The sequence below is a fragment of the Pseudomonas sp. NBRC 111131 genome (assembly GCF_001320525.1).
Classification (GTDB): Bacteria; Pseudomonadota; Gammaproteobacteria; order Pseudomonadales; family Pseudomonadaceae; genus Aquipseudomonas; species Aquipseudomonas ceruminis.
This window is the reverse complement of sequence record NZ_BCBH01000001.1, coordinates 201,463-220,585: the sequence shown is the minus strand read 5'-3', so window position 1 is coordinate 220,585 and position 19,123 is coordinate 201,463. Positions and strand designations below refer to the sequence as shown.

Here is a 19,123-nt window from a genome sequence, read left to right as displayed (position 1 = left end):
GGCGATAAGGGTTCAGGAGACCTCAAGGCCGGGCGTTGATCTGCTGCTGCAGGTTCTGGATTTGGCTCTGCAGGGTATTGATGCTGCGCGTGGTCTGCCCACGGAACGCATCGAACTCCTGCACAGATGCCCCGCTGGCAGCCGCCGCAGCTGGGCGGTTGTCCACCTGACTCTTCAACACCAGCACATCCTGCGCCAGGCTATCGATCGCCGCCTTCGGGTTACCCTGCTTCTTCAACGCGGCCACTTCGTCGCTCAAGCTCTTGAGCTGGCCGTCAAGTTTGCCGCCATCCACCTGGCCCGACTTCAACGCCGCCAGTTCGCCATTCACAGCCTTCAACTGCGCCTGCAACTGAGTCTGCAATTCGGTGACGGCCTTCTGTTGCTCGCGGGTATCGGCCAGCACTTGCTCCAGGCGCTTGCCCAGGTCGCCCGCCTGCCCCGCCACGCCTTGCTGTTGCTTGCCCTGCTCGGCCAGGCTGGCCTGCAGTTGGCGTATCTGCAGCTTCAGCGCCTCGCTGCCGGTGGTGCTGGAGGACTCGCTGGCCTCGACCTTGCCGCTGATGGCCTGCAGGCGCCCTGCCGCTTCTTCGCTGATGCGGGCAAAGCTCTCCTGGGTCGCCACCAGTTGCTGCTCCATCAGCGAGATCTGCTGAAAGCTCCACCAGCCAAGCCCCGCCAACGCAATGAACGATGCCCCCAACAGCGCCCACAATGGGCCGGTACTGGCAGGCTTGGCGGCCTTCTGCCGGCTGCGCGCCACGTGTGCAGGCAACAGTTCGTCATCATCAGGGGTCCCTGCCCGCAAGGCGGGTACATCGTCGAAATCGTCGTGGGCATCGTTGCGCATGGATAGTGTCAACCGCAGTGGTAGCAAAGAGGCATGAGTATAAACCGCTCACGCGGCGCACTGATGACCATCATCCGTGCGCCAGGTTCACTGGCCACGGGGCTGATGCTTCCACCAGGCGCAGAATTCATCCAACGCGGTCCACAGGCTGACGGTGGGCTGGTAATCCAGGTACTGGCGGGCACGGCTGATATCCAGGGTGAAATCGCGGCTCATCACCTGCATCCCCAGGCGCGACAGGGTCGGCTGCGGCCGCCCGGGCCAAAGCATGCAGGCAGCCTCGTTCAGCGCGGCCAGGCTGTAGGCCAGCCCGTAGGCGCGATAACGGGTGACCTGCGGCAAGTGCATCTGACGCATCACGTAGTTGACCACATCCCACAGCGGCAGCGGCTGGCCATTGCTGATGTTGTAGGCCTGGCCCAGCGCACGGTCATCGGCAAACAGCGCCCTGAGCAAGGCTTCGTTGAGGTTATGAACGCTGGTGAAATCGACCTTGTTCAAGCCGTTGCCGATAATCGCCACCCGGCCCTTGCGCTGCATCTGCATCAGCCGCGGGAAAATACTGGCATCACCGGCACCCGTGACAAAGCGCGGGCGCAGCGCCAGCACTTCCAGGCCGAACTCCTGGGCGCCGAAAACCTTTTGCTCGGCCAAGTACTTGGTCCGCCCGTAGTGATCGTGGAACCGGCGCGGTACCTGGTCCTCACGGATGTCCAGGCGTGAATGGCCGTTGAAATAGATGGACGGCGACGACAGGTGTACCAGGCGGCGTACATGTTCCTTCAGGCAGCCCTCGACCACGTTCTCGGTGACCACTACATTGCCCTGGTGAAAATCCTGGTAGCGCCCCCAGGTGCCCACCGCCCCCGCGCAGTGCACCACGGCTTCGACGCCCTGGCAAAGACGCCGGGCAAGTTCGGCGTCCCCCAGGTCGCCGGGAATGAACTGCGCGCCGCGCTTGACCAGGTGCTCTACCCCCTCGGCACGCCGGCCGCTGACCCGCACGTCCAGGCCCTGCTCCAGGGCAAAGCGCGCGAAACGCCCCCCGATGAAGCCGCTCGCGCCAGTGACCAGAATTTGCATGTAAGACTCCGCCTCGCCAGATTTCAGATGCAACTGACGCCGGTCGCCCCTACAAGGGCACCAGCCAATGCTGTGCCGTGAAGCGCAAGTGTTCGGTCAGTTGCGCGAGCAGGTGCCCGCCATTGCGCCAATGATGCCAGTACAGCGGCACATCGATGGGGGTATCGGCATATATTTCCACCAGTTGCCCGTTGCCCAACTGCTCACGGGCCTGCAGTTCAGGGACCAGCCCCCAGCCAAGGCCCGCTTCGGTCATGCGCAGGAAACCTTCGGAGGAGGGGCACAGGTGATGCAGGAAACCATCCTCGATGCCCAGCGATGCCAGGTAACGGTGCTGCAGAAAGTCGTCCGGGCCATAGACGATGGCAGGGGTACGTGCCAGGCGCTTGACCTCGAAGCCCTGAGGAAAATGCCGCGCCATGAACGCCGGGCTGGCCAGTGCCCGATAGCGCATGGCACCCAGCGGCAGGCTGCGGGCCCCGGCCACCGGCCGCTCGCTGCCACACAGGCAGGCTGCCACTTCACCGGCACGCATGCGCTTAAGGCCAACTTCCTGGTCCTCTACCACCAGTTCGGTGAGCACCCGCTGCTCGGCGCAGAACGTCCCGACCGCACTCGCCCACCACGTGGCCAGGCTGTCGGCGTTGAGGGCGATACGCAGGCGCTCCGGCATGCCCTCTACATCCAGTGCCGGCACCTGGCGCTGCAGGTCACGTTCGAGCAAACGCACCTGTTGCACATGGTTGAGCAATTGCCGCCCCACCTCAGTCGGGCTCGGCGGTGTGGCGCGCACCAGCACCGGCTGGCCAACCCGTGCCTCGAGCAGCTTGATGCGCTGGGAAATGGCTGATTGCGACAGCCCCAGTACCTGCGCTGCCCGCTCGAACCCCCCTTGCTCGATGACCGCGGCGAGGGCAGCCAGCAGCTTGTAATCGAACATCGATTTTCCTAATGACTGATCAGCGTTATTTGTTTTTCTTATACAGCCTAGCCACGGACAATGGCCAGCATCTTCTCTGGAGTATCTGCCATGTGGCAAAGCTATCTGAACGGCATGCTGGTCGCCTTCGGCCTGATCATGGCCATTGGCGCACAGAACGCCTTCGTCCTGGCGCAAAGCCTGCGCCGCGAACATCACCTGCCAGTCGCAGCGCTGTGCATTGTCTGTGATACCCTCCTGGTGGCGGCCGGTGTATTCGGCCTGGCCACGGTGCTGGCGCACAACCCGACGCTGCTGGCCATCGCCCGCTGGGGCGGCGCCGTATTCCTGATCTGGTATGGCGCCAAGGCCTTGCGCAGCGCCTGTTCCAAACAGAGCCTGCAACACCAGGAAGGCCAAGGCATACGCTCCCGCCGCGCCGTACTGCTCAGTGCCCTGGCGGTGACCCTGCTCAACCCCCATGTGTACCTGGACACCGTGCTCCTGATCGGCTCGCTCGGCGCTCAGCAGACCGTGCCCGGCGCCTATGTGGCCGGAGCCGCCAGTGCCTCGGCGCTCTGGTTCACTACCTTGGCAGTCGGCGCCGCATGGCTGGCGCCCTGGCTGGCACGTCCGGCTACCTGGCGTATGCTCGACCTGATGGTGGCGGTGATGATGTTCGCTGTGGCGGCGCAACTGATCTTCACGTGACGTGAAGCGGCCTTACGTCCGCCCGTCGGCCCCGGCCAACCGCTCTGGAACCTCTATTCCCTATCTTTGTTGCGTGGTTATGCGCCGGGGCTGGTGCTATGATCCAGCCCTTGCGTCGCAAAGAGTACAAACTCGCCGACGCACATAGGGCCGCCCGTGATCGGCCTTGCGCAAACCGCGAACTAGACCTGAATCAGGAGATCTACCATGGCTTTTGAATTGCCGCCGCTGCCGTACGCCCATGATGCCCTGCAGCCGCACATCTCCAAGGAAACCCTGGAGTATCACCACGACAAGCACCACAACACCTATGTCGTGAACCTGAACAACCTGGTCCCAGGCACCGAATTCGAAGGCAAGACGCTGGAAGAGATCGTCAAGACCTCTTCGGGCGGCATCTTCAACAACGCCGCTCAAGTCTGGAACCACACCTTCTACTGGAACTGCCTGGCGCCAAACGCTGGCGGCCAGCCGACCGGTGCCCTGGCTGATGCCATCAACGCCGCTTTCGGCTCCTTCGACAAGTTCAAGGAAGAGTTCACCAAGACTTCGGTTGGCACCTTCGGTTCCGGCTGGGGCTGGCTGGTGAAGAAAGCTGACGGTTCCCTGGCCCTGGCCAGCACCATTGGCGCCGGCTGCCCGCTGACCAGCGGCGACACCCCGCTGCTGACCTGCGACGTCTGGGAACACGCCTACTACATCGACTACCGCAACCTGCGTCCGAAGTACGTCGAGGCGTTCTGGAACCTGGTCAACTGGAAGTTCGTTGCCGAGCAGTTCGAAGGCAAGACCTTCAAGGCCTGATTCCCTCAGCCTTGATCCAGAAAACCCGGCCATGTGCCGGGTTTTTTTATGGGGTTTCATTCAGGCTCAGCGGTGTACCCGTGGGCGTGGGCTTGCCTCGTGAAGAGGCGCGTCACCGATACTGCAAAGTTGCGAGCCGCAGTTTACCCCGTAGCTCTTGCTCCCCCCGCATACCGCGCTAACATCAAACGTCTGGACGTTCGCTACAGCGCACTCAAGTTGCAGGGTAAGGCAACCGATACACTGCTCAGTACAGCCCCAACGGCCGATAGTGTATTGCCAACGTTAATGGCAAAATGATGTCACGCGCATGGATTAAGGAAACCCCATTGAAGCTGGAATTGCGGAACAGCTTATCGGTCAAGTTGCTCAGGGTCGTACTCCTTTCGGCGCTGGCGGTTGGTGTCGTCCTTAGTTGCGCGCAGATCGTCTACGACACCTACAAGACCCGCCAGGCCGTCAACAACGATGCCCAGCGCATCCTTGACATGTTCCGCGACCCATCGACCCAGGCGGTCTACAGCCTTGACCGGGAAATGGGCATGCAGGTCATGGAAGGTCTGTTCCAAGACGAATCGGTGCGCAAAGCCTCCATCGGACATCCCAACGAAACCATGCTGGCCGAGAAGTCCCGCCCACTGCTGGACACCTCGATGCGCTGGCTGACCGACCTGATCCTCGGCCAGGAACGTACCTACACCACGCAACTGGTCGGGCGCGGGCCCTACAGCGAATACTACGGCGACCTGAGCATCACCCTGGACACCGCCGCCTACGGTGAAGACTTTCTGCTCAACGCCATCATCATCTTCATTTCCGGTGTGCTGCGGGCCTTGGCCATGGGCCTGGTGCTGTACCTGGTCTACCACTGGCTGTTGACCAAGCCCCTGTCGAAGATCATCGAGCACCTCACCCAGATCAACCCTGATCGCCCAAGCCAACACCAGATCCCGCTGCTCAAAGGCCACGAGAAGAACGAGCTGGGCATCTGGGTCAACACCGCCAACCAGCTGCTGGCCTCGATCGAGCGCAACACCCACCTGCGCCATGAAGCCGAGAACAGCCTGCAGCGCATGGCTCAGTACGACTTCCTCACCGGCTTGCCCAACCGCCAGCAATTGCAGACACAGCTGGACAAAATCCTGGTCGACGGCGGCCGCCTGCAACAGCGTGTGGCGGTGTTGTGCGTAGGCCTGGACGACTTCAAGGGCATCAACGAACAGTTCAGCTACCAGGTTGGCGACCAGTTGCTGTTAGCCCTGGCCGATCGCCTGCGCGCTCACAGTGGCCGGCTGGGCGCCCTGGCACGCCTGGGTGGTGACCAGTTCGCTCTGGTCCAGGCCAACATCGAACAGCCCTATGAAGCCGCAGAACTGGCACAGAGCATCCTCGACGACCTGGAAGTGCCGTTCGGCCTGGACCATCAGCAGATCCGCCTGCGTGCGACTATCGGCATCACCCTGTTCCCCGAGGACGGCGACAGCACCGAGAAGCTGCTGCAAAAAGCCGAGCAGACCATGACCCTGGCCAAGGCGCGTTCACGCAACCGTTACCAGTTCTACATTGCCAGCGTCGACAGCGAGATGCGTCGGCGCCGCGAGATGGAAAAGGACCTGCGCGAGGCGTTGACGCGCAACCAGCTGTATCTGGTTTACCAGCCACAGATCAGCTACCGCGACCACCGCGTGGTCGGCGTTGAAGCGCTCCTGCGCTGGCAGCATCCAGAGTTGGGCATGGTTCCGCCAGACCAGTTCATCCCGCTGGCCGAGCAGAACGGCAGCATCATCAGCATCGGCGAGTGGGTGCTCGATCAGGCCTGCCGGCAACTGCGCGAATGGCACGACCTGGGCTTCGCCGAACTGCGTATGGCCGTCAACCTGTCGACCGTGCAACTGCACCACAATGAACTCCCAAGGGTGGTCAACAACCTGCTGCAGGCCTACCGCTTGCCGCCGCGCAGCCTCGAGCTGGAAGTGACCGAAACCGGCCTGATGGAAGACATCAGCACCGCCGCCCAGCACCTGCTCAGCTTGCGCCGCTCAGGGGCGATGATCGCCATCGACGACTTCGGCACCGGTTACTCGTCGCTGAGCTACCTCAAGTCGTTGCCACTGGACAAGATCAAGATCGACAAGAGCTTCGTCCAGGACCTGCTTGACGACGATGACGACGCCACCATCGTTCGGGCCATCATCCAGCTGGGCAAGAGCCTGGGGATGCAGGTGATCGCCGAAGGGGTGGAAACCGCCGAGCAGGAGAGCTACATCATCGCCCAGGGCTGCCATGAAGGTCAGGGCTACCACTACAGCAAACCGCTTTCGGCCCGTGAGTTGACCCATTTCCTCAAACAGGCGCAGCGCAATCAGGTTTCCGCGCTGTAAGCCATTCCCCTGGGTTACACACCGTGACGCGCATTTACATGAATTGCGTGCCGCGCCCCTTTACAGCAAATGCAAATCTTTCGCATGATGTTGCGCTTTCACGTGCCACGCCACACTGTCCAACCACACGACGCAGGGAAACCAATAATGATTCGAATGCCTCTGGCCTCCGCCAGTCTGCTGGCCATCGCCATCGCTCTCGCCGGTTGCGGTGAAAGCAAGGACGGCAAGGCTGCCGCCCCGCAAGCACAGGCACCTGCTGCCGCCAGCACCACTGCTGCGGCGCCGGGGGCCGTCGACGAAGCGGCCGGCAAGGCCGTGGTCAAGCATTACACCGAGATGGTCTACACCGTTTACAGCGATTCGCTGAGCACCGCCAAGACCCTGCAAAGCGCCATCGACGCGTTCCTCGCCAAGCCCAACGACGAGACCCTGAACGCCGCCAAGGCCGCCTGGGCCGCTGCCCGCGTTCCATACCTGCAGAGCGAGGCGTTCCGCTTCGGCAACACGATCATCGACGACTGGGAAGGCCAGGTTAACGCCTGGCCCCTGGACGAAGGCCTGATCGATTATGTCGACAAGAGCTACGAGCACGCCTTGGGCAACCCGGCGGCCAACGCCAACATCATCGCCAACACCGAGATCCAGGTGGGCGAAGAGAAGATCGACGTCAAGGACATCACCCCCGAGAAACTGGCCAGCCTGAACGAGCTGGGCGGTTCCGAAGCCAACGTCGCCACCGGTTACCACGCGATCGAGTTCCTGCTCTGGGGCCAGGACCTGAACGGCACCGGCCCAGGCGCGGGCAACCGCCCGGCGTCGGACTACCTCGAAGGCCAGGGCGCCACGGGCGGCCACAACGACCGTCGCCGCGCCTACCTGAAAGCGGTTACCGAGCTGCTGGTCACCGACCTCGAAGAGATGGTCGGCAACTGGGCGCCGAACGTAGCCGACAACTACCGCGCCACGCTGGAAGCCGAGCCTGCGGCCGATGGCCTGCGCAAGATGCTGTTCGGCATGGGCAGCCTGTCGCTGGGCGAACTGGCTGGCGAACGCATGAAAGTCTCGCTGGAAGCCAACTCGCCAGAAGACGAGCAGGACTGCTTCAGTGACAACACCCACTACTCGCACTTCTACGACGCCAAAGGCATCCGTAACGTCTACCTGGGTGAGTACACCCGTGTCGACGGCACCAAGCTGACCGGCCCGAGCCTGTCCGAACTGGTGGCCAAAGCCGACCCGGCGACCGACGCGACCCTCAAGGCCGACCTGGAAGCCACCGAAGCGAAGATCCAGGTCATCGTCGACCATGCGCTCAAGGGTGAGCACTACGACCAGCTGATCGCTGCCGACAACGCTGCCGGCAACCAGATCGTGCGTGACGCCATCGCCGCCCTGGTCAAGCAGACCGGCGCGATCGAGCAGGCGGCTGGCAAGCTGGGCATTGCCAACCTGAACCCGGACACCGCCGATCACGAGTTCTGATCACGCCGTTGCGGTGCTGAAAGAGGCGGCCTTCGGGTCGCCTTTTTTCTGTTCGGGACGGGTACATTTTCATCCGGCAATTGCAAATTGCTCTTATTCAAACACCCCCAGCCTGCTAAGCTTGCACGCCGGTTTTTCGCCCACGCCCAGGATTTTGCATGTCCTTGTCGCTGTTCAGACTCCCTACCCTGCTGCTGGCCCTCGCCCTCGCCGCCTGTGACGACGCCCCGCGTTTCACTCAGGCCGAGCCGGGCGAAGCGCTGTCGGGTGGCCAGGCGACTGTCCAGCGCAGCGATCGCAACGCCTTTTCCATGCCTTCGGCCAACCTGTCGCCCGAGCGGCGCCTGGACTTTGCCGTGGGCAACAGCTTTTTCCGCAGCCCATGGGTGATTGCCCCCTCCACCACCACCGCGCGCGACGGCCTCGGCCCGCTGTTCAACACCAATGCGTGCCAGAACTGCCACATCCGTGACGGCCGCGGCCATCCGCCAGAACTCGGTGACAGCAACGCGGTATCGATGCTGGTGCGCCTGTCGATTCCAGACCAGCCCTACTTGGCCAAGGAGATCGAGCGCATCGGCGTGGTGCCCGAACCGGTCTACGGTACTCAGTTGCAGGACATGGCCATCCCCGGCGTGGCCCCTGAAGGCAAGGTGCGGGTGACCTATGACCAGCAGACCGTCACCTTCAAGGATGGCCACCAGGTCGAGTTACGGCGCCCGACGCTGCAGATCACTCAGCTGGGCTACGGGCCGATGCACCCCGACACCCGGTTCTCGGCACGGGTGGCTCCGCCCATGATCGGCCTGGGCCTGCTCGAAGCCATTCCAGAGGCCGACATCCTGGCCAATGAAGACCCTGACGACCGCAACCGCGATGGCATTCGCGGACGAGCCAACCGGGTATGGGACGACGCCCAGGGCAAAACGGTAATCGGCCGTTTCGGCTGGAAGGCCGGGCAGCCCAACGTCAACCAGCAGAACGTGCACGCCTTTGCCGGTGACATGGGCCTGACCAGTACCCTGCACCCCAAGGACGACTGCACCCCAGCCCAGCTCGACTGCCTTGCCGCGCCCAATGGCGACGGCGCCGACGGTGAAAAGGAAGTCAGCGACAACATCCTGCGCCTGGTCACCTTCTACACCCGCAACCTGGGTGTACCGGCGCGCCGCGACGTCGGCGCCCCGCAGGTCTTGGCCGGCAAGAACCTGTTCTACCAGGCCGGCTGCCAGGGCTGCCACATCCCGCAGTTTACCACCGCCGCCAATGCTGCCGAGCCGGAGCTGGCCGGGCAGGTCATCCGCCCCTACAGCGACCTGTTGCTGCACGACATGGGCCCAGGTCTGGCTGACGAGCGCACCGAATTCGCCGCCAACGGCCAGGACTGGCGCACCCCTCCCCTGTGGGGCATCGGCCTGACCGAAGCCGTCAGCGGCCACACCCAGTACCTGCATGACGGCCGCGCCCGCAACCTGCTCGAAGCCGTGCTCTGGCACGGCGGCGAAGCCCAGGCCGCGCGCGACCATGTATTGACCTTCAATGCCGAGCAGCGAGCCGCGTTGCTGGCGTTCCTGAACTCACTTTAATACGCGCAAGGAGCCGGGCATGTTCCGACCCAAACTGTTGTTCACCAGCCTCGCCGCACTCGCCCTCGGCGCCTGCTCACCGCAGGACCCGCAGGCCGTGACCTCGGCCGCCATCGCCAAGCAGGTGATCCTGCCGACCTACAGCCGCTGGGTCGAAGCAGACCGTCAGCTGGCCAGCAGCGCCCTGGCCTACTGTGAAGGCAAGGAAAGCCTGGAAACCGCACGCGCCGACTTCCTCAATGCGCAAAAAGCCTGGGCCGAGCTGCAACCCCTGCTGGTCGGCCCGCTGGCTGAAGGCAACCGCGCCTGGCAAGTGCAGTTCTGGCCCGACAAGAAGAACCTGGTCGGCCGCCAGGTCGAGCAATTGGTCAATGGTGACAAGCCGGTCGATGTCGCTGCCCTGGGCAAGGCCAGTGTCGTGGTACGTGGCCTGTCGGCCTACGAGTACATCCTCTTCGATAGCAAGCCGGACATTGCCACCGCCGAGCAGAAAGCGCGCTACTGCCCGTTGCTGGTCGCTATTGGTGAGCACCAGAAGGCGCTGGCCGAAGAGATCCTCAAGGGCTGGAACAGCACCGACGGCATGCTCTCGCAGATGACCAAGTTCCCTAACCAGCGTTATGCCGACTCCCACGAGGCCATCGCCGACCTGTTGCGCGCCCAGGTGACCGCCCTGGATACCCTGAAGAAGAAGCTCGGTGCGCCGATGGGCCGCCAGAGCAAAGGCATCCCTCAGCCGTTGCAGGCCGAAGCCTGGCGCAGCCATTCTTCCCTGAAAAGCCTGGAAGCCAGCCTCAAGGCCGCTCAGGCCGTGTGGGTCGGGGTAGACAACCAGGGCCTGCGCGGCCTGCTGGGCAGCGACCAGAAAGCCCTGGCGCAGAAGATCGACGACGCCTACGCTACCGCCCTCAAGCTACTGGCCGACAACCAGAAGACCCTGGGCGAGCTGCTGGCCGACGACGCAGGCCAACAGGCGCTCAACCAGATCTACGACAGCCTCAACGTCGTCCACCGCTTGCACGAAGGCGAGCTGGCCAAGGCGTTGAACATTCAGCTGGGCTTCAATGCCAACGACGGTGACTGATCATGCTGCGACGCCAGGCCCTCAAACTCGGTAGCGTATTGCTCAGCGCCCTGACCCTGGGCGGCTGGAGCCTGTTCCGCAACAAAGGTAGCGAACCCCTGCTGCTGTCGGCGCGTGACGATGGCGACGGCAAGCACTATGCGGTCGGGTTTCGCCTGGACGGCACCCAGGTGTTCAGCACCCAGGTGGCGCAACGTTGCCACGCGATCATCAACCACCCCGAACTGCCGATCGCCGTGTTCGTCGCACGCCGCCCAGGCACCGAAAGCTACTTGGTCGACCTGCGCGACGGGCGCCTGCTGCAGACCGTCACGTCGCAACCGGACCGGCACTTCTATGGCCACGCCGTGATCCACAAGGGCGGGGAATGGCTGTATGCCACCGAGAACGACACCACCGACCCGGGGCGTGGCGTCCTGGGTGTCTACCGTTTCGAAGGCGAGCGCCTGGTGCACACCGGCGAGATCCCGACCCACGGCATCGGCCCCCATGAGGTGGCCTGGCTGCCGGATGGCGAGACCCTGATCGTGGCCAACGGCGGCATCCGCACCGAGGCCGAGAGCCGGGTCGAGATGAACCTCCATGCCATGGAGCCGAGCCTGGTACTGATGCAGCGCGACGGGACCTTGCTGAGCAAGGAAACGTTGGCCCAGCCGATGAACAGTGTGCGCCACCTGGCGGTGGGCAGTGATGGCACCATCGCCGCCTGCCAACAGTTCATGGGCGATGCTGACGAAACGGCCGAATTGCTGGCGATCAAGCGTCCAGGCGAGCGGTTCACCGCCTTTCCGGTCCCGGAACACCAACTGCAGGCGATGGCCCAGTACACCGCCAGCGTCGCCATCCACAGCGACCTGCGCCTGGTGGCACTGACCGCGCCACGGGCCAACCGCCTGTTTGTCTGGGACCTGGACAGTGGCGCGGTACGGCTGGATGCACCGATGCCCGATTGCGCGGGAGTCGGCGCGGTGAAAGACGGCTTTGTCGTCACCTCCGGGCAGGGGCGGTGCCGCTACTATGATTGCCGCAAGCAGGAGCTGGTCGGCCAGCCGATGGACCTGCCTTCCGGGTTCTGGGACAACCACCTGCACTTGGCCTGACACCGGGGCCGCCTGCACCGGCTCATCGCCAGCAAACCGGTTCCCACAGGTTCACGCAATTCCTGTGGGGGCGGGCTTGCCGGCAACAGGGCCCTCCCCGCCAATATCTCCCCATCCTGGCAAAAACAGTCAATACTTCCCCAACCACACGTGGGCAGGATCGCCCGTTGTCGTGCCTAAACCAATAACAACCACGCATGCAAGGAACTGGACTATGCTGCGCCGCCGCATGCTTATCATGTTGGCCGTGGTTCTGCTGATCGTGCTGGCCCTGGCAGGCTACAAGGCCTTCTCGATCTACCAGCAGATCCAGATGTTCACTGCCCCCAAGCCCCCCATCACCGTGGCGGCAGCCGTGGCCGAAGAACGCCAGTGGCAGGAGCGCCTGCCCGCTGTGGGCAGCCTCAAGGCCCTGCAAGGCGTCGAGTTGAGCCTTGAGGTGGAAGGCACCGTCAAATCCCTGCACTTCGACTCCGGCCAGCCAGTCAAGGCGGGGCAACTGTTGCTGCAGCTCAACGATGACCAGGAATCGGCCCTGCTCGGGACTGCCCAGGCCGACCTGGGCCTGGCAAAGGTCGATTTCGGCCGTGGCAGCCAACTGGTGGGCGACTCGGCCATCTCCCGCGGTGAATATGACCGCCTTACCGCGCAATATCGGCGTAACCAGGCGGTGGTCGACCAGCTCAAGGCGTCCAAGACCAAGAAAAGCATCAGCGCCCCGTTCAGCGGCACTATCGGCATCCGCCAGGTGGATGTCGGCGACTACTTGGCCGCAGGCACGGTGATCGCCACCTTGCAGGACCTTTCCAGCCTCTACGTCGACTTCAATGTGCCCGAACAGGCCCTGCCGCACCTGAGCCTCGGCCAGCAGGTGCTGGTGCAGGTGGCCGCTTACCCGGGCCAGACCTTCCCCGCGAGCCTCAGCGCCATCAACCCCAAGGTCGAAGAGAGCACGCGCAACCTGCTGGTACGCGCCACCTTGGCCAACCCGGACGGCAAGCTGCTGCCCGGCATGTTCGCCAATTTGCTGATTTTGCTGCCCAACCCACAGGCACGGGTGGTGGTGCCGGAAAGCGCCATCACCTACACGCTGTATGGCAACTCGGTGTATGTCGCCACACCGCGCAAAGACAAGGACGGCAACCCGATGCTGGACGACAAGGGCCAGCCGCAACTCAGCGCCGAGCAACGCACCGTGCAGACCGGCGAACGCCGCGAGGGTGTGGTGGTGATCAGCAAGGGGCTCACGGCGGGTGATCAGGTGGTGACCGCCGGGCAGCTCAAGCTGACCCCCGGCGCCGCTATCCGCCTCGGCCAGGACACAGCACTCAAACCCGAACAGAGCGCTCCGCGCGCAGACTGACCAGGAGGCTGGCATGGCGTTCACCGACCCGTTCATCCGCCGCCCGGTACTGGCCAGCGTGGTCAGCCTGCTGATCCTGCTGCTAGGCTTCCAGGCCTGGAGCAAGCTGCAGATTCGCCAATACCCGCAAATGGAAAACGCCCTGATCACGGTGACCACCGCCTACCCTGGCGCGAACGCCGAAACCATTCAGGGCTACATCACCCAGCCGCTGCAGCAGAGCCTGGCCAGTGCCGAAGGCATCGATTACATGACCTCGGTGAGTCGGCAGAACTTCTCGGTGATCTCCATCTACGCGCGCATCGGCGCCGACAGCGACCGGTTGTTCACCGAGCTGCTGGCCAAGGCCAACGAAGTGCGCAACAAACTCCCCCAGAACTCCGAAGACCCGGTGCTCAGCAAGGAAGCCGCCGATGCCTCGGCGCTGATGTACCTCAGCTTCTACAGCAAGGAAATGAGCAACCCGCAGATCACCGACTACCTGTCGCGGGTCATCCAGCCCAAGCTGGCCACGTTGCCAGGCATGGCCGAGGCGGAGATTCTCGGCAACCAGGTGTTTGCCATGCGTATCTGGATCGACCCGGTGAAGCTGGCTGGCTTTGGCCTGTCGGCCACCGACGTGACCAATGCGGTACGCCGCTACAACTTCCTGTCTGCCGCCGGTGAGGTGAAGGGCGAGTACGTGGTCACCAGTATCAACGCCAGTACCGAGCTGAAATCGGCCGAGGCCTTCGCCGCCTTGCCGGTCAAGACCAGCGGCGACAGCCGCGTGCTGCTGGGCGATGTGGCGCGGGTCGAGATGGGCGCAGAAAACTACGACACGGTCAGTTCGTTCGACGGTACCCCGTCGGTGTATATCGGCATCAAGGCGACCCCGGCAGCCAACCCGCTGGAAGTGATCAAGGAAGTTCGGCGCATCATGCCCGAGCTGGAAAGCCAGCTGCCCTCAGCGCTCAAGGTGTCGATCGCCTACGACGCCACCCTGTTCATCCAGGCCTCCATCGACGAAGTGGTCAAGACCCTCGGTGAAGCGGTGCTGATCGTCATCGTGGTGGTGTTCCTGTTCCTCGGTGCCCTGCGCTCGGTACTGATCCCGGTGGTGACGATTCCCCTGTCGATGATCGGCGTGCTGTTCTTCATGCAGATGATGGGCTACTCGCTCAACCTGCTGACCCTGCTGGCCATGGTGCTGGCCATCGGCCTGGTGGTGGACGATGCAATTGTCGTGGTGGAGAACATCCACCGGCACATGGAAGAAGGCAAGTCACCGTTCGACGCGGCCCTTGAGGGCGCTCGGGAAATCGCGATGCCGGTGGTGTCGATGACCATCACTCTGGCTGCCGTCTATGCGCCGATCGGCTTCCTCACCGGGCTTACAGGGGCCTTGTTCAAGGAGTTCGCCCTGACCCTGGCCGGGGCGGTGATCATTTCCGGCATCGTGGCCCTCACCCTTTCACCGATGATGTGCGCCCTGCTGCTGCGCCGGGAGCAGAACCCCAGCGGCCTGGCCCATCGCCTTGACCAGCTGTTCGAACGCCTGAAGATACGCTACCAGCGCCTGCTGCACGCCACCCTCGACAGTCGGCCGGTGGTGCTGGTGTTTGCCGTGATCGTGCTGTGCCTGATCCCGGTGCTGCTCAAGTTTACCCAGAACGAACTGGCGCCCGCCGAGGACCAGGGGGTGATCTTCATGATCAGCAGCTCACCGCAGCCGGCCAACCTTGATTACCTCAATGCCTACACCGACCAGTTCACACCACTGTTCAAAACCTTCCCCGAGTACTACTCGTCGTTCCAGATCAATGGTTTCAATGGTGTGCAGAGCGGCATTGGTGGTTTTTTGCTCAAGCCCTGGAACGAGCGTGACCGCACCCAAATGGCGCTGCTGCCGCTGGTGCAGGCCAAGCTTGAGGAAATCGGCGGCCTGCAGATTTTCGGCTTCAACCTGCCCTCGTTACCCGGCACCGGCGAGGGCCTGCCGTTCCAGTTCGTGATCAATACCGCTGGCGACTACCCGGCACTGCTGGAGGTGGCCCAGCGCATCAAGACGCGCGCCCAGGCGTCTGGCAAGTTCGCCTTCCTCGACATCGACCTGGCCTTCGACAAGCCCGAAGTGGTGGTCGATATCGACCGGGCCAAGGCGGCGCAAATGGGGGTGTCGATGGACACCTTGGGCGGCACGCTGGCGACCTTGCTGGGCGAGGCGGAAATCAACCGCTTCACCCTGGAAGGACGCAGCTACAAGGTAATTGCCCAGGTCGAGCGGCCGTACCGCGACAACCCCGGCTGGCTCAACAACTACTACGTAAAGAACGACCAGGGCCAACTGTTGCCGCTGTCGAGCCTGATAACACTCACCGACCGCGCCCGCCCGCGCCAGCTCAACCAGTTCCAGCAGTTGAACGCGGCGATTATCCAGGGCGTGCCTATGGTCAGCCTGGGCGAAGCGCTGAAGACCGTGCAGGACATCGCCCGCGAAGAGGCCCCGGAAGGCTTCGCCTTCGACTATGCCGGCGTGGCCCGCCAGTACGTTCAGGAAGGCAGCGCGCTGTGGGTTACCTTCGGCCTGGCACTGGCGATCATCTTCCTGGTGCTGGCAGCGCAATTTGAAAGCTTCCGCGACCCGCTGGTGATCCTGGTGACGGTGCCGTTGTCGATCTGCGGGGCGCTGCTGCCGCTGTTCCTGGGTATATCGAGCATGAACATCTACACCCAGGTCGGGCTGGTGACCTTGATCGGGCTGATCAGCAAGCACGGCATCCTCATCGTCGAGTTCGCCAACCAGTTGCGTGAGGAACGCGGCCTGAGCGTGCGCGAGGCGATCGAGGAAGCGGCGGCCATTCGCCTGCGGCCGGTGCTGATGACCACGGCGGCGATGGTGTTCGGCATGGTGCCGCTGATTCTCGCGACCGGAGCGGGGGCGCTCAGCCGTTTTGACATCGGTACGGTGATTGCCACCGGGATGTCGATTGGCACGCTGTTTACCTTGTTTGTGCTGCCTTGTATCTACACCTTGCTGGCGCACAAGACGAACGCCAAGGAACCTGTAACAGCCTGACCCGGCCTCTTCGCGGGCTTGCCCGCTCCCACAGAAAGGGCACCGGGCCCGACATGGGTGCAGTACCTGTGGGAGAATCGGGCATCTAGTCCCACCAGCCCTTTAAGTCTAACCATACAAGCGGGCAACCCGCGAAGAGGCAGTAAGGGTACAGAAGGCCAATAGAAAATCACTTTGCCCGGTAACTATTAGAACTAGAATGGCAGGGCACTCGCGAACTAGACGCCTTCCAGCAAAATCCAACCTTTCTTGGAAATGGCCTTGGTAAAAACTCCTACAACTCAATCAGAAATTTGGCCACCCTCTTCGACTTGTACATCTTGAGCTTAACGCTATTATCAAAAACGGTTATTAGCTACCTAAAAGACAATAATATGCTTCGGATATCCACAATATCCAAAATCACGATACTGGCAATCAAACGCACCGACTTATTGAAAAATGCACGCTATACGTCACAGTTCAGAGCGGCGGGCCTCCTCCCATGAGTCAGACCGAAACCTTTAAAGACACCATTCTTCGTCCATTGCTTTTGATTCTTTTGTGTCTATTAGGCGTTTTCCCTCTGGACGTCATCCTTCCTTCGTTCCCGGCGCTTGCAGACGCCTTTCGAGTAGAACCAAAGCAAATAGCTTATTCTGTAAGCCTATTCGCGTTTGGCGTAGCTGTGGCGCAAATATTTATTGGCCCCCTGTCTGACCGAACGGGGCGTAAAAGACTGTTAATCGTTGGGCTGGGCGTCTCCATTGCTGGGGCTACAGGCTGCCTACTTTCAACTGACTATGAAATTTTTTTGGCATTTCGGTTGTTGCAAGCCGCCGGCTGTGGAAGCTTGGTTCTTGGCCAAGCACTTGTACAGGACCTGTATAGTGGAAAACAGCGCAACACCATGCGCATCATGTTGACGAGTGCAAGTGGCTTGTTCATATCAATCTCGCCCGTCGCGGGTGCAGCCCTCCAACAATCAATCGGCTGGGCAGGGAGCTTTACTGTATTTATTGGAATAGCCTTCGTTGTCATAATACTTGCATGGGTGCTGCTGCAAGAAACACCTATTTTATGCGAGGGTAATTCAGGTGTTCAAAGCTATACTCAGATGTTGCGAGACGCATTCTATGTAACCTATTCCCTACAAGCCACTTTAGCGTTCGCCTGCCATTTTTCATTCATCGTCATTGCACCCCTGATACTGATGGAACAGCTAGGCCTCACACCCTATCAGTTTTCCATTGTATTCATCGCCTACGGGCTGGCGTATATCGTTGGAGGTGCCATCGCGACTTTCTTGAACCATCGAGTCAGCGCACACGCTCTAATCTGCACGGGATTTCTGCTGATAGGCACCGCAGGTGCAGCCCTATTGATTTGGCAGTGGTTAGCAGGGCTGACAGTAATAGGCCTCATGATACCGATGATTTTATGTACAGCAGGAACGACGATGGTACGCCCCGCTGCGGCTACGCAAGCATTAGCCCGCTATCCGCAGCAGGCAGGGGCAGCAGCGTCGCTCAACACAACAGTGCTCTTTGCCGGGGGTGGTTTCGCAGGCACTTTGATTGCGTCAGCTGAACATCTGCTTCCATTGAGCTTGGGAATTCTGTTCTTGGGCAGCGCCATTAGCGGTTTCCTGCTGCTCACGTGCCTCAAAGGCAACAGCCTGCAGCACTGCTGACTTCTGCAGCAGAGGCCAGAAAGACAAACAAAAAAATGCCAGAGGCCCCGCAATCGCGAGGCCTCTGGCATTTCTAGCTCCCGTAGGGTTCAACCAAAAGGCCGTAACCCCTGACGCAAACCAAACAGGAACAGCAAAAGGTCCTGGTCCGGCGCAACCTGTGCCTGCTGCTGCGGTTTCGCTTCCCGCGGCAACGCGCACTGGTCGGCCATTTCAGCCTTGCTGAACACGGTCGGCCTGGGCTCTTCCCAGGCCGCGACCGCAGCGGTGGTTACCGCCAGGCCAGCTACCAGGAACAAAGCTCGAGCGATTTCTAGTTTCATTGCCCTAACCCTTTGACAGCGCTGCCAAACGCCATCTGGTAAAAGTAGAGCAGCGATTGCCATTCTGCGTCATTGAGCGACGAATGGCGGCGCAGCTGACGCAGGTCGTTGCCCGCTGCACGCTGACAACTGATACGGCGCCGGCATTTTTCAAGGTCGAGCAGCGCCACTTCAACACGGGCCTGTTCGCCTTCGCCGATCACCTTGATGAAAACGTGCTTGCCATAAAGGCAGCCATGCTGCCAATGCCCCCGGTGCATGCGCGCCAGGTTGTCGGCCAGCTCCTTGAGCATGCGCTCGTGCACCACCTGGGGATAACGCTCTCGCGCCCCTTCAGCGTGCCAGGTGTCAAGCTCGACAAAACCTTCCAGCGCCTCACTGACCAGCAGCGCCCGCCATTGGTGATCGGCATCACGCTCGGCACCGCAGAAGACGATACGCGGTACGCGCACACCCAGCTGCTCGAAGCTGTTCAACGCATCGAGTTCACGTAGCACGGTCGGCCTGCCGAAGGGGTGCATCAGGCTGCGATAGATATGCCCGACCTGCCGCTTGGCATACAGCAGCTTGCCATTGGCGTCGTTAAGACGCTGCACACCGCTTTCGCCACCACGCCGCTGGTTAGGCTCCTCGACCCATTCGCCCTGCTGACGCCAGTAATAATCGAACCGTGACTCCCCATTCTGGGTTACAGCCATCAAACA

15 protein-coding genes are annotated in these 19,123 nt (G+C 62.0%); 10 read left to right on the top strand and 5 right to left on the bottom strand.

The window, feature by feature from the left end; genetic code table 11:
* Nucleotides 1–22 precede the first annotated feature (22 nt).
* The 3 genes from APH34_RS01005 to APH34_RS00995 all read right to left on the bottom strand — a co-directional run bounded on the left by APH34_RS01005 (nt 23) and on the right by APH34_RS00995 (nt 2,873).
* Nucleotides 23–850, bottom strand: a complete 828-nt coding sequence (locus APH34_RS01005) for a hypothetical protein (protein WP_054899304.1) — start codon at nt 848–850, stop codon at nt 23–25.
* An 87-nt stretch (nt 851–937) separates the two neighbouring features.
* A complete protein-coding gene (locus APH34_RS01000) occupies nt 938–1,933 on the bottom strand; it encodes an NAD(P)-dependent oxidoreductase (RefSeq protein WP_054899303.1) in 996 nt (331 codons plus the stop codon).
* A 49-nt stretch (nt 1,934–1,982) separates the two neighbouring features.
* Complete coding sequence (locus tag APH34_RS00995; RefSeq protein ID WP_054899302.1) at nt 1,983–2,873, bottom strand: LysR family transcriptional regulator ArgP; 891 nt, start codon at nt 2,871–2,873, stop codon at nt 1,983–1,985.
* 90 nt (nt 2,874–2,963) lie between these two features.
* Between APH34_RS00995 and APH34_RS00990 the strand changes: the two genes are divergently transcribed.
* The 10 genes from APH34_RS00990 to APH34_RS00945 all read left to right on the top strand — a co-directional run bounded on the left by APH34_RS00990 (nt 2,964) and on the right by APH34_RS00945 (nt 18,096).
* A complete protein-coding gene (locus APH34_RS00990; RefSeq protein WP_054899301.1) occupies nt 2,964–3,563 on the top strand; it encodes a LysE/ArgO family amino acid transporter in 600 nt (199 codons plus the stop codon).
* Between the two features lie 207 nt (nt 3,564–3,770).
* Nucleotides 3,771–4,367 carry a superoxide dismutase gene (locus APH34_RS00985; RefSeq protein WP_054899300.1) on the top strand — a complete coding sequence of 199 codons (597 nt, stop codon included), beginning with the start codon at nt 3,771–3,773 and terminating at the stop codon, nt 4,365–4,367.
* 329 nt (nt 4,368–4,696) lie between these two features.
* Nucleotides 4,697–6,748, top strand: a complete 2,052-nt coding sequence (locus APH34_RS00980) for a bifunctional diguanylate cyclase/phosphodiesterase (RefSeq protein WP_054899299.1) — start codon at nt 4,697–4,699, stop codon at nt 6,746–6,748.
* Nucleotides 6,749–6,895: 147 nt separating this feature from the next.
* Nucleotides 6,896–8,233, top strand: a complete 1,338-nt coding sequence (locus APH34_RS00975; protein ID WP_054899298.1) for an imelysin family protein — start codon at nt 6,896–6,898, stop codon at nt 8,231–8,233.
* 158 nt (nt 8,234–8,391) lie between these two features.
* The gene (locus APH34_RS00970) at nt 8,392–9,819 is read left to right on the top strand and encodes a di-heme oxidoredictase family protein (RefSeq protein ID WP_054899297.1); all 1,428 of its coding nucleotides are present in this window, start codon (nt 8,392–8,394) and stop codon (nt 9,817–9,819) included.
* A 19-nt stretch (nt 9,820–9,838) separates the two neighbouring features.
* Nucleotides 9,839–10,903, top strand: coding sequence for an imelysin family protein (locus APH34_RS00965; RefSeq protein ID WP_054899296.1), 1,065 nt, complete (start codon nt 9,839–9,841; stop codon nt 10,901–10,903).
* Between the two features lie 2 nt (nt 10,904–10,905).
* The gene (locus tag APH34_RS00960) at nt 10,906–12,003 is read left to right on the top strand and encodes a DUF1513 domain-containing protein (protein WP_054899295.1); all 1,098 of its coding nucleotides are present in this window, start codon (nt 10,906–10,908) and stop codon (nt 12,001–12,003) included.
* Between the two features lie 214 nt (nt 12,004–12,217).
* Entirely contained in the window at nt 12,218–13,366 is a 1,149-nt protein-coding gene (locus APH34_RS00955) for an efflux RND transporter periplasmic adaptor subunit (RefSeq protein ID WP_054899294.1), read from the top strand.
* 13 nt (nt 13,367–13,379) lie between these two features.
* Nucleotides 13,380–16,424, top strand: coding sequence for a multidrug efflux RND transporter permease subunit (locus APH34_RS00950; RefSeq protein WP_054899293.1), 3,045 nt, complete (start codon nt 13,380–13,382; stop codon nt 16,422–16,424).
* Nucleotides 16,425–16,908: 484 nt separating this feature from the next.
* On the top strand, nt 16,909–18,096 hold the full coding sequence (locus APH34_RS00945; protein ID WP_054899292.1) for an MFS transporter: 1,188 nt from the start codon (nt 16,909–16,911) through the stop codon (nt 18,094–18,096).
* An 89-nt stretch (nt 18,097–18,185) separates the two neighbouring features.
* Here the strand turns inward: APH34_RS00945 and APH34_RS00940 are convergent, their stop codons facing one another.
* Both APH34_RS00940 and APH34_RS00935 read right to left on the bottom strand, forming a co-directional pair.
* Nucleotides 18,186–18,419 carry a hypothetical protein gene (locus APH34_RS00940; protein ID WP_054899291.1) on the bottom strand — a complete coding sequence of 78 codons (234 nt, stop codon included), beginning with the start codon at nt 18,417–18,419 and terminating at the stop codon, nt 18,186–18,188.
* On the bottom strand, nt 18,416–19,117 hold the full coding sequence (locus APH34_RS00935) for a lipopolysaccharide kinase InaA family protein (protein ID WP_054899290.1): 702 nt from the start codon (nt 19,115–19,117) through the stop codon (nt 18,416–18,418). Before APH34_RS00935 ends, APH34_RS00940 begins: the two co-directional genes overlap by 4 nt.
* Nucleotides 19,118–19,123 lie beyond the last annotated feature (6 nt).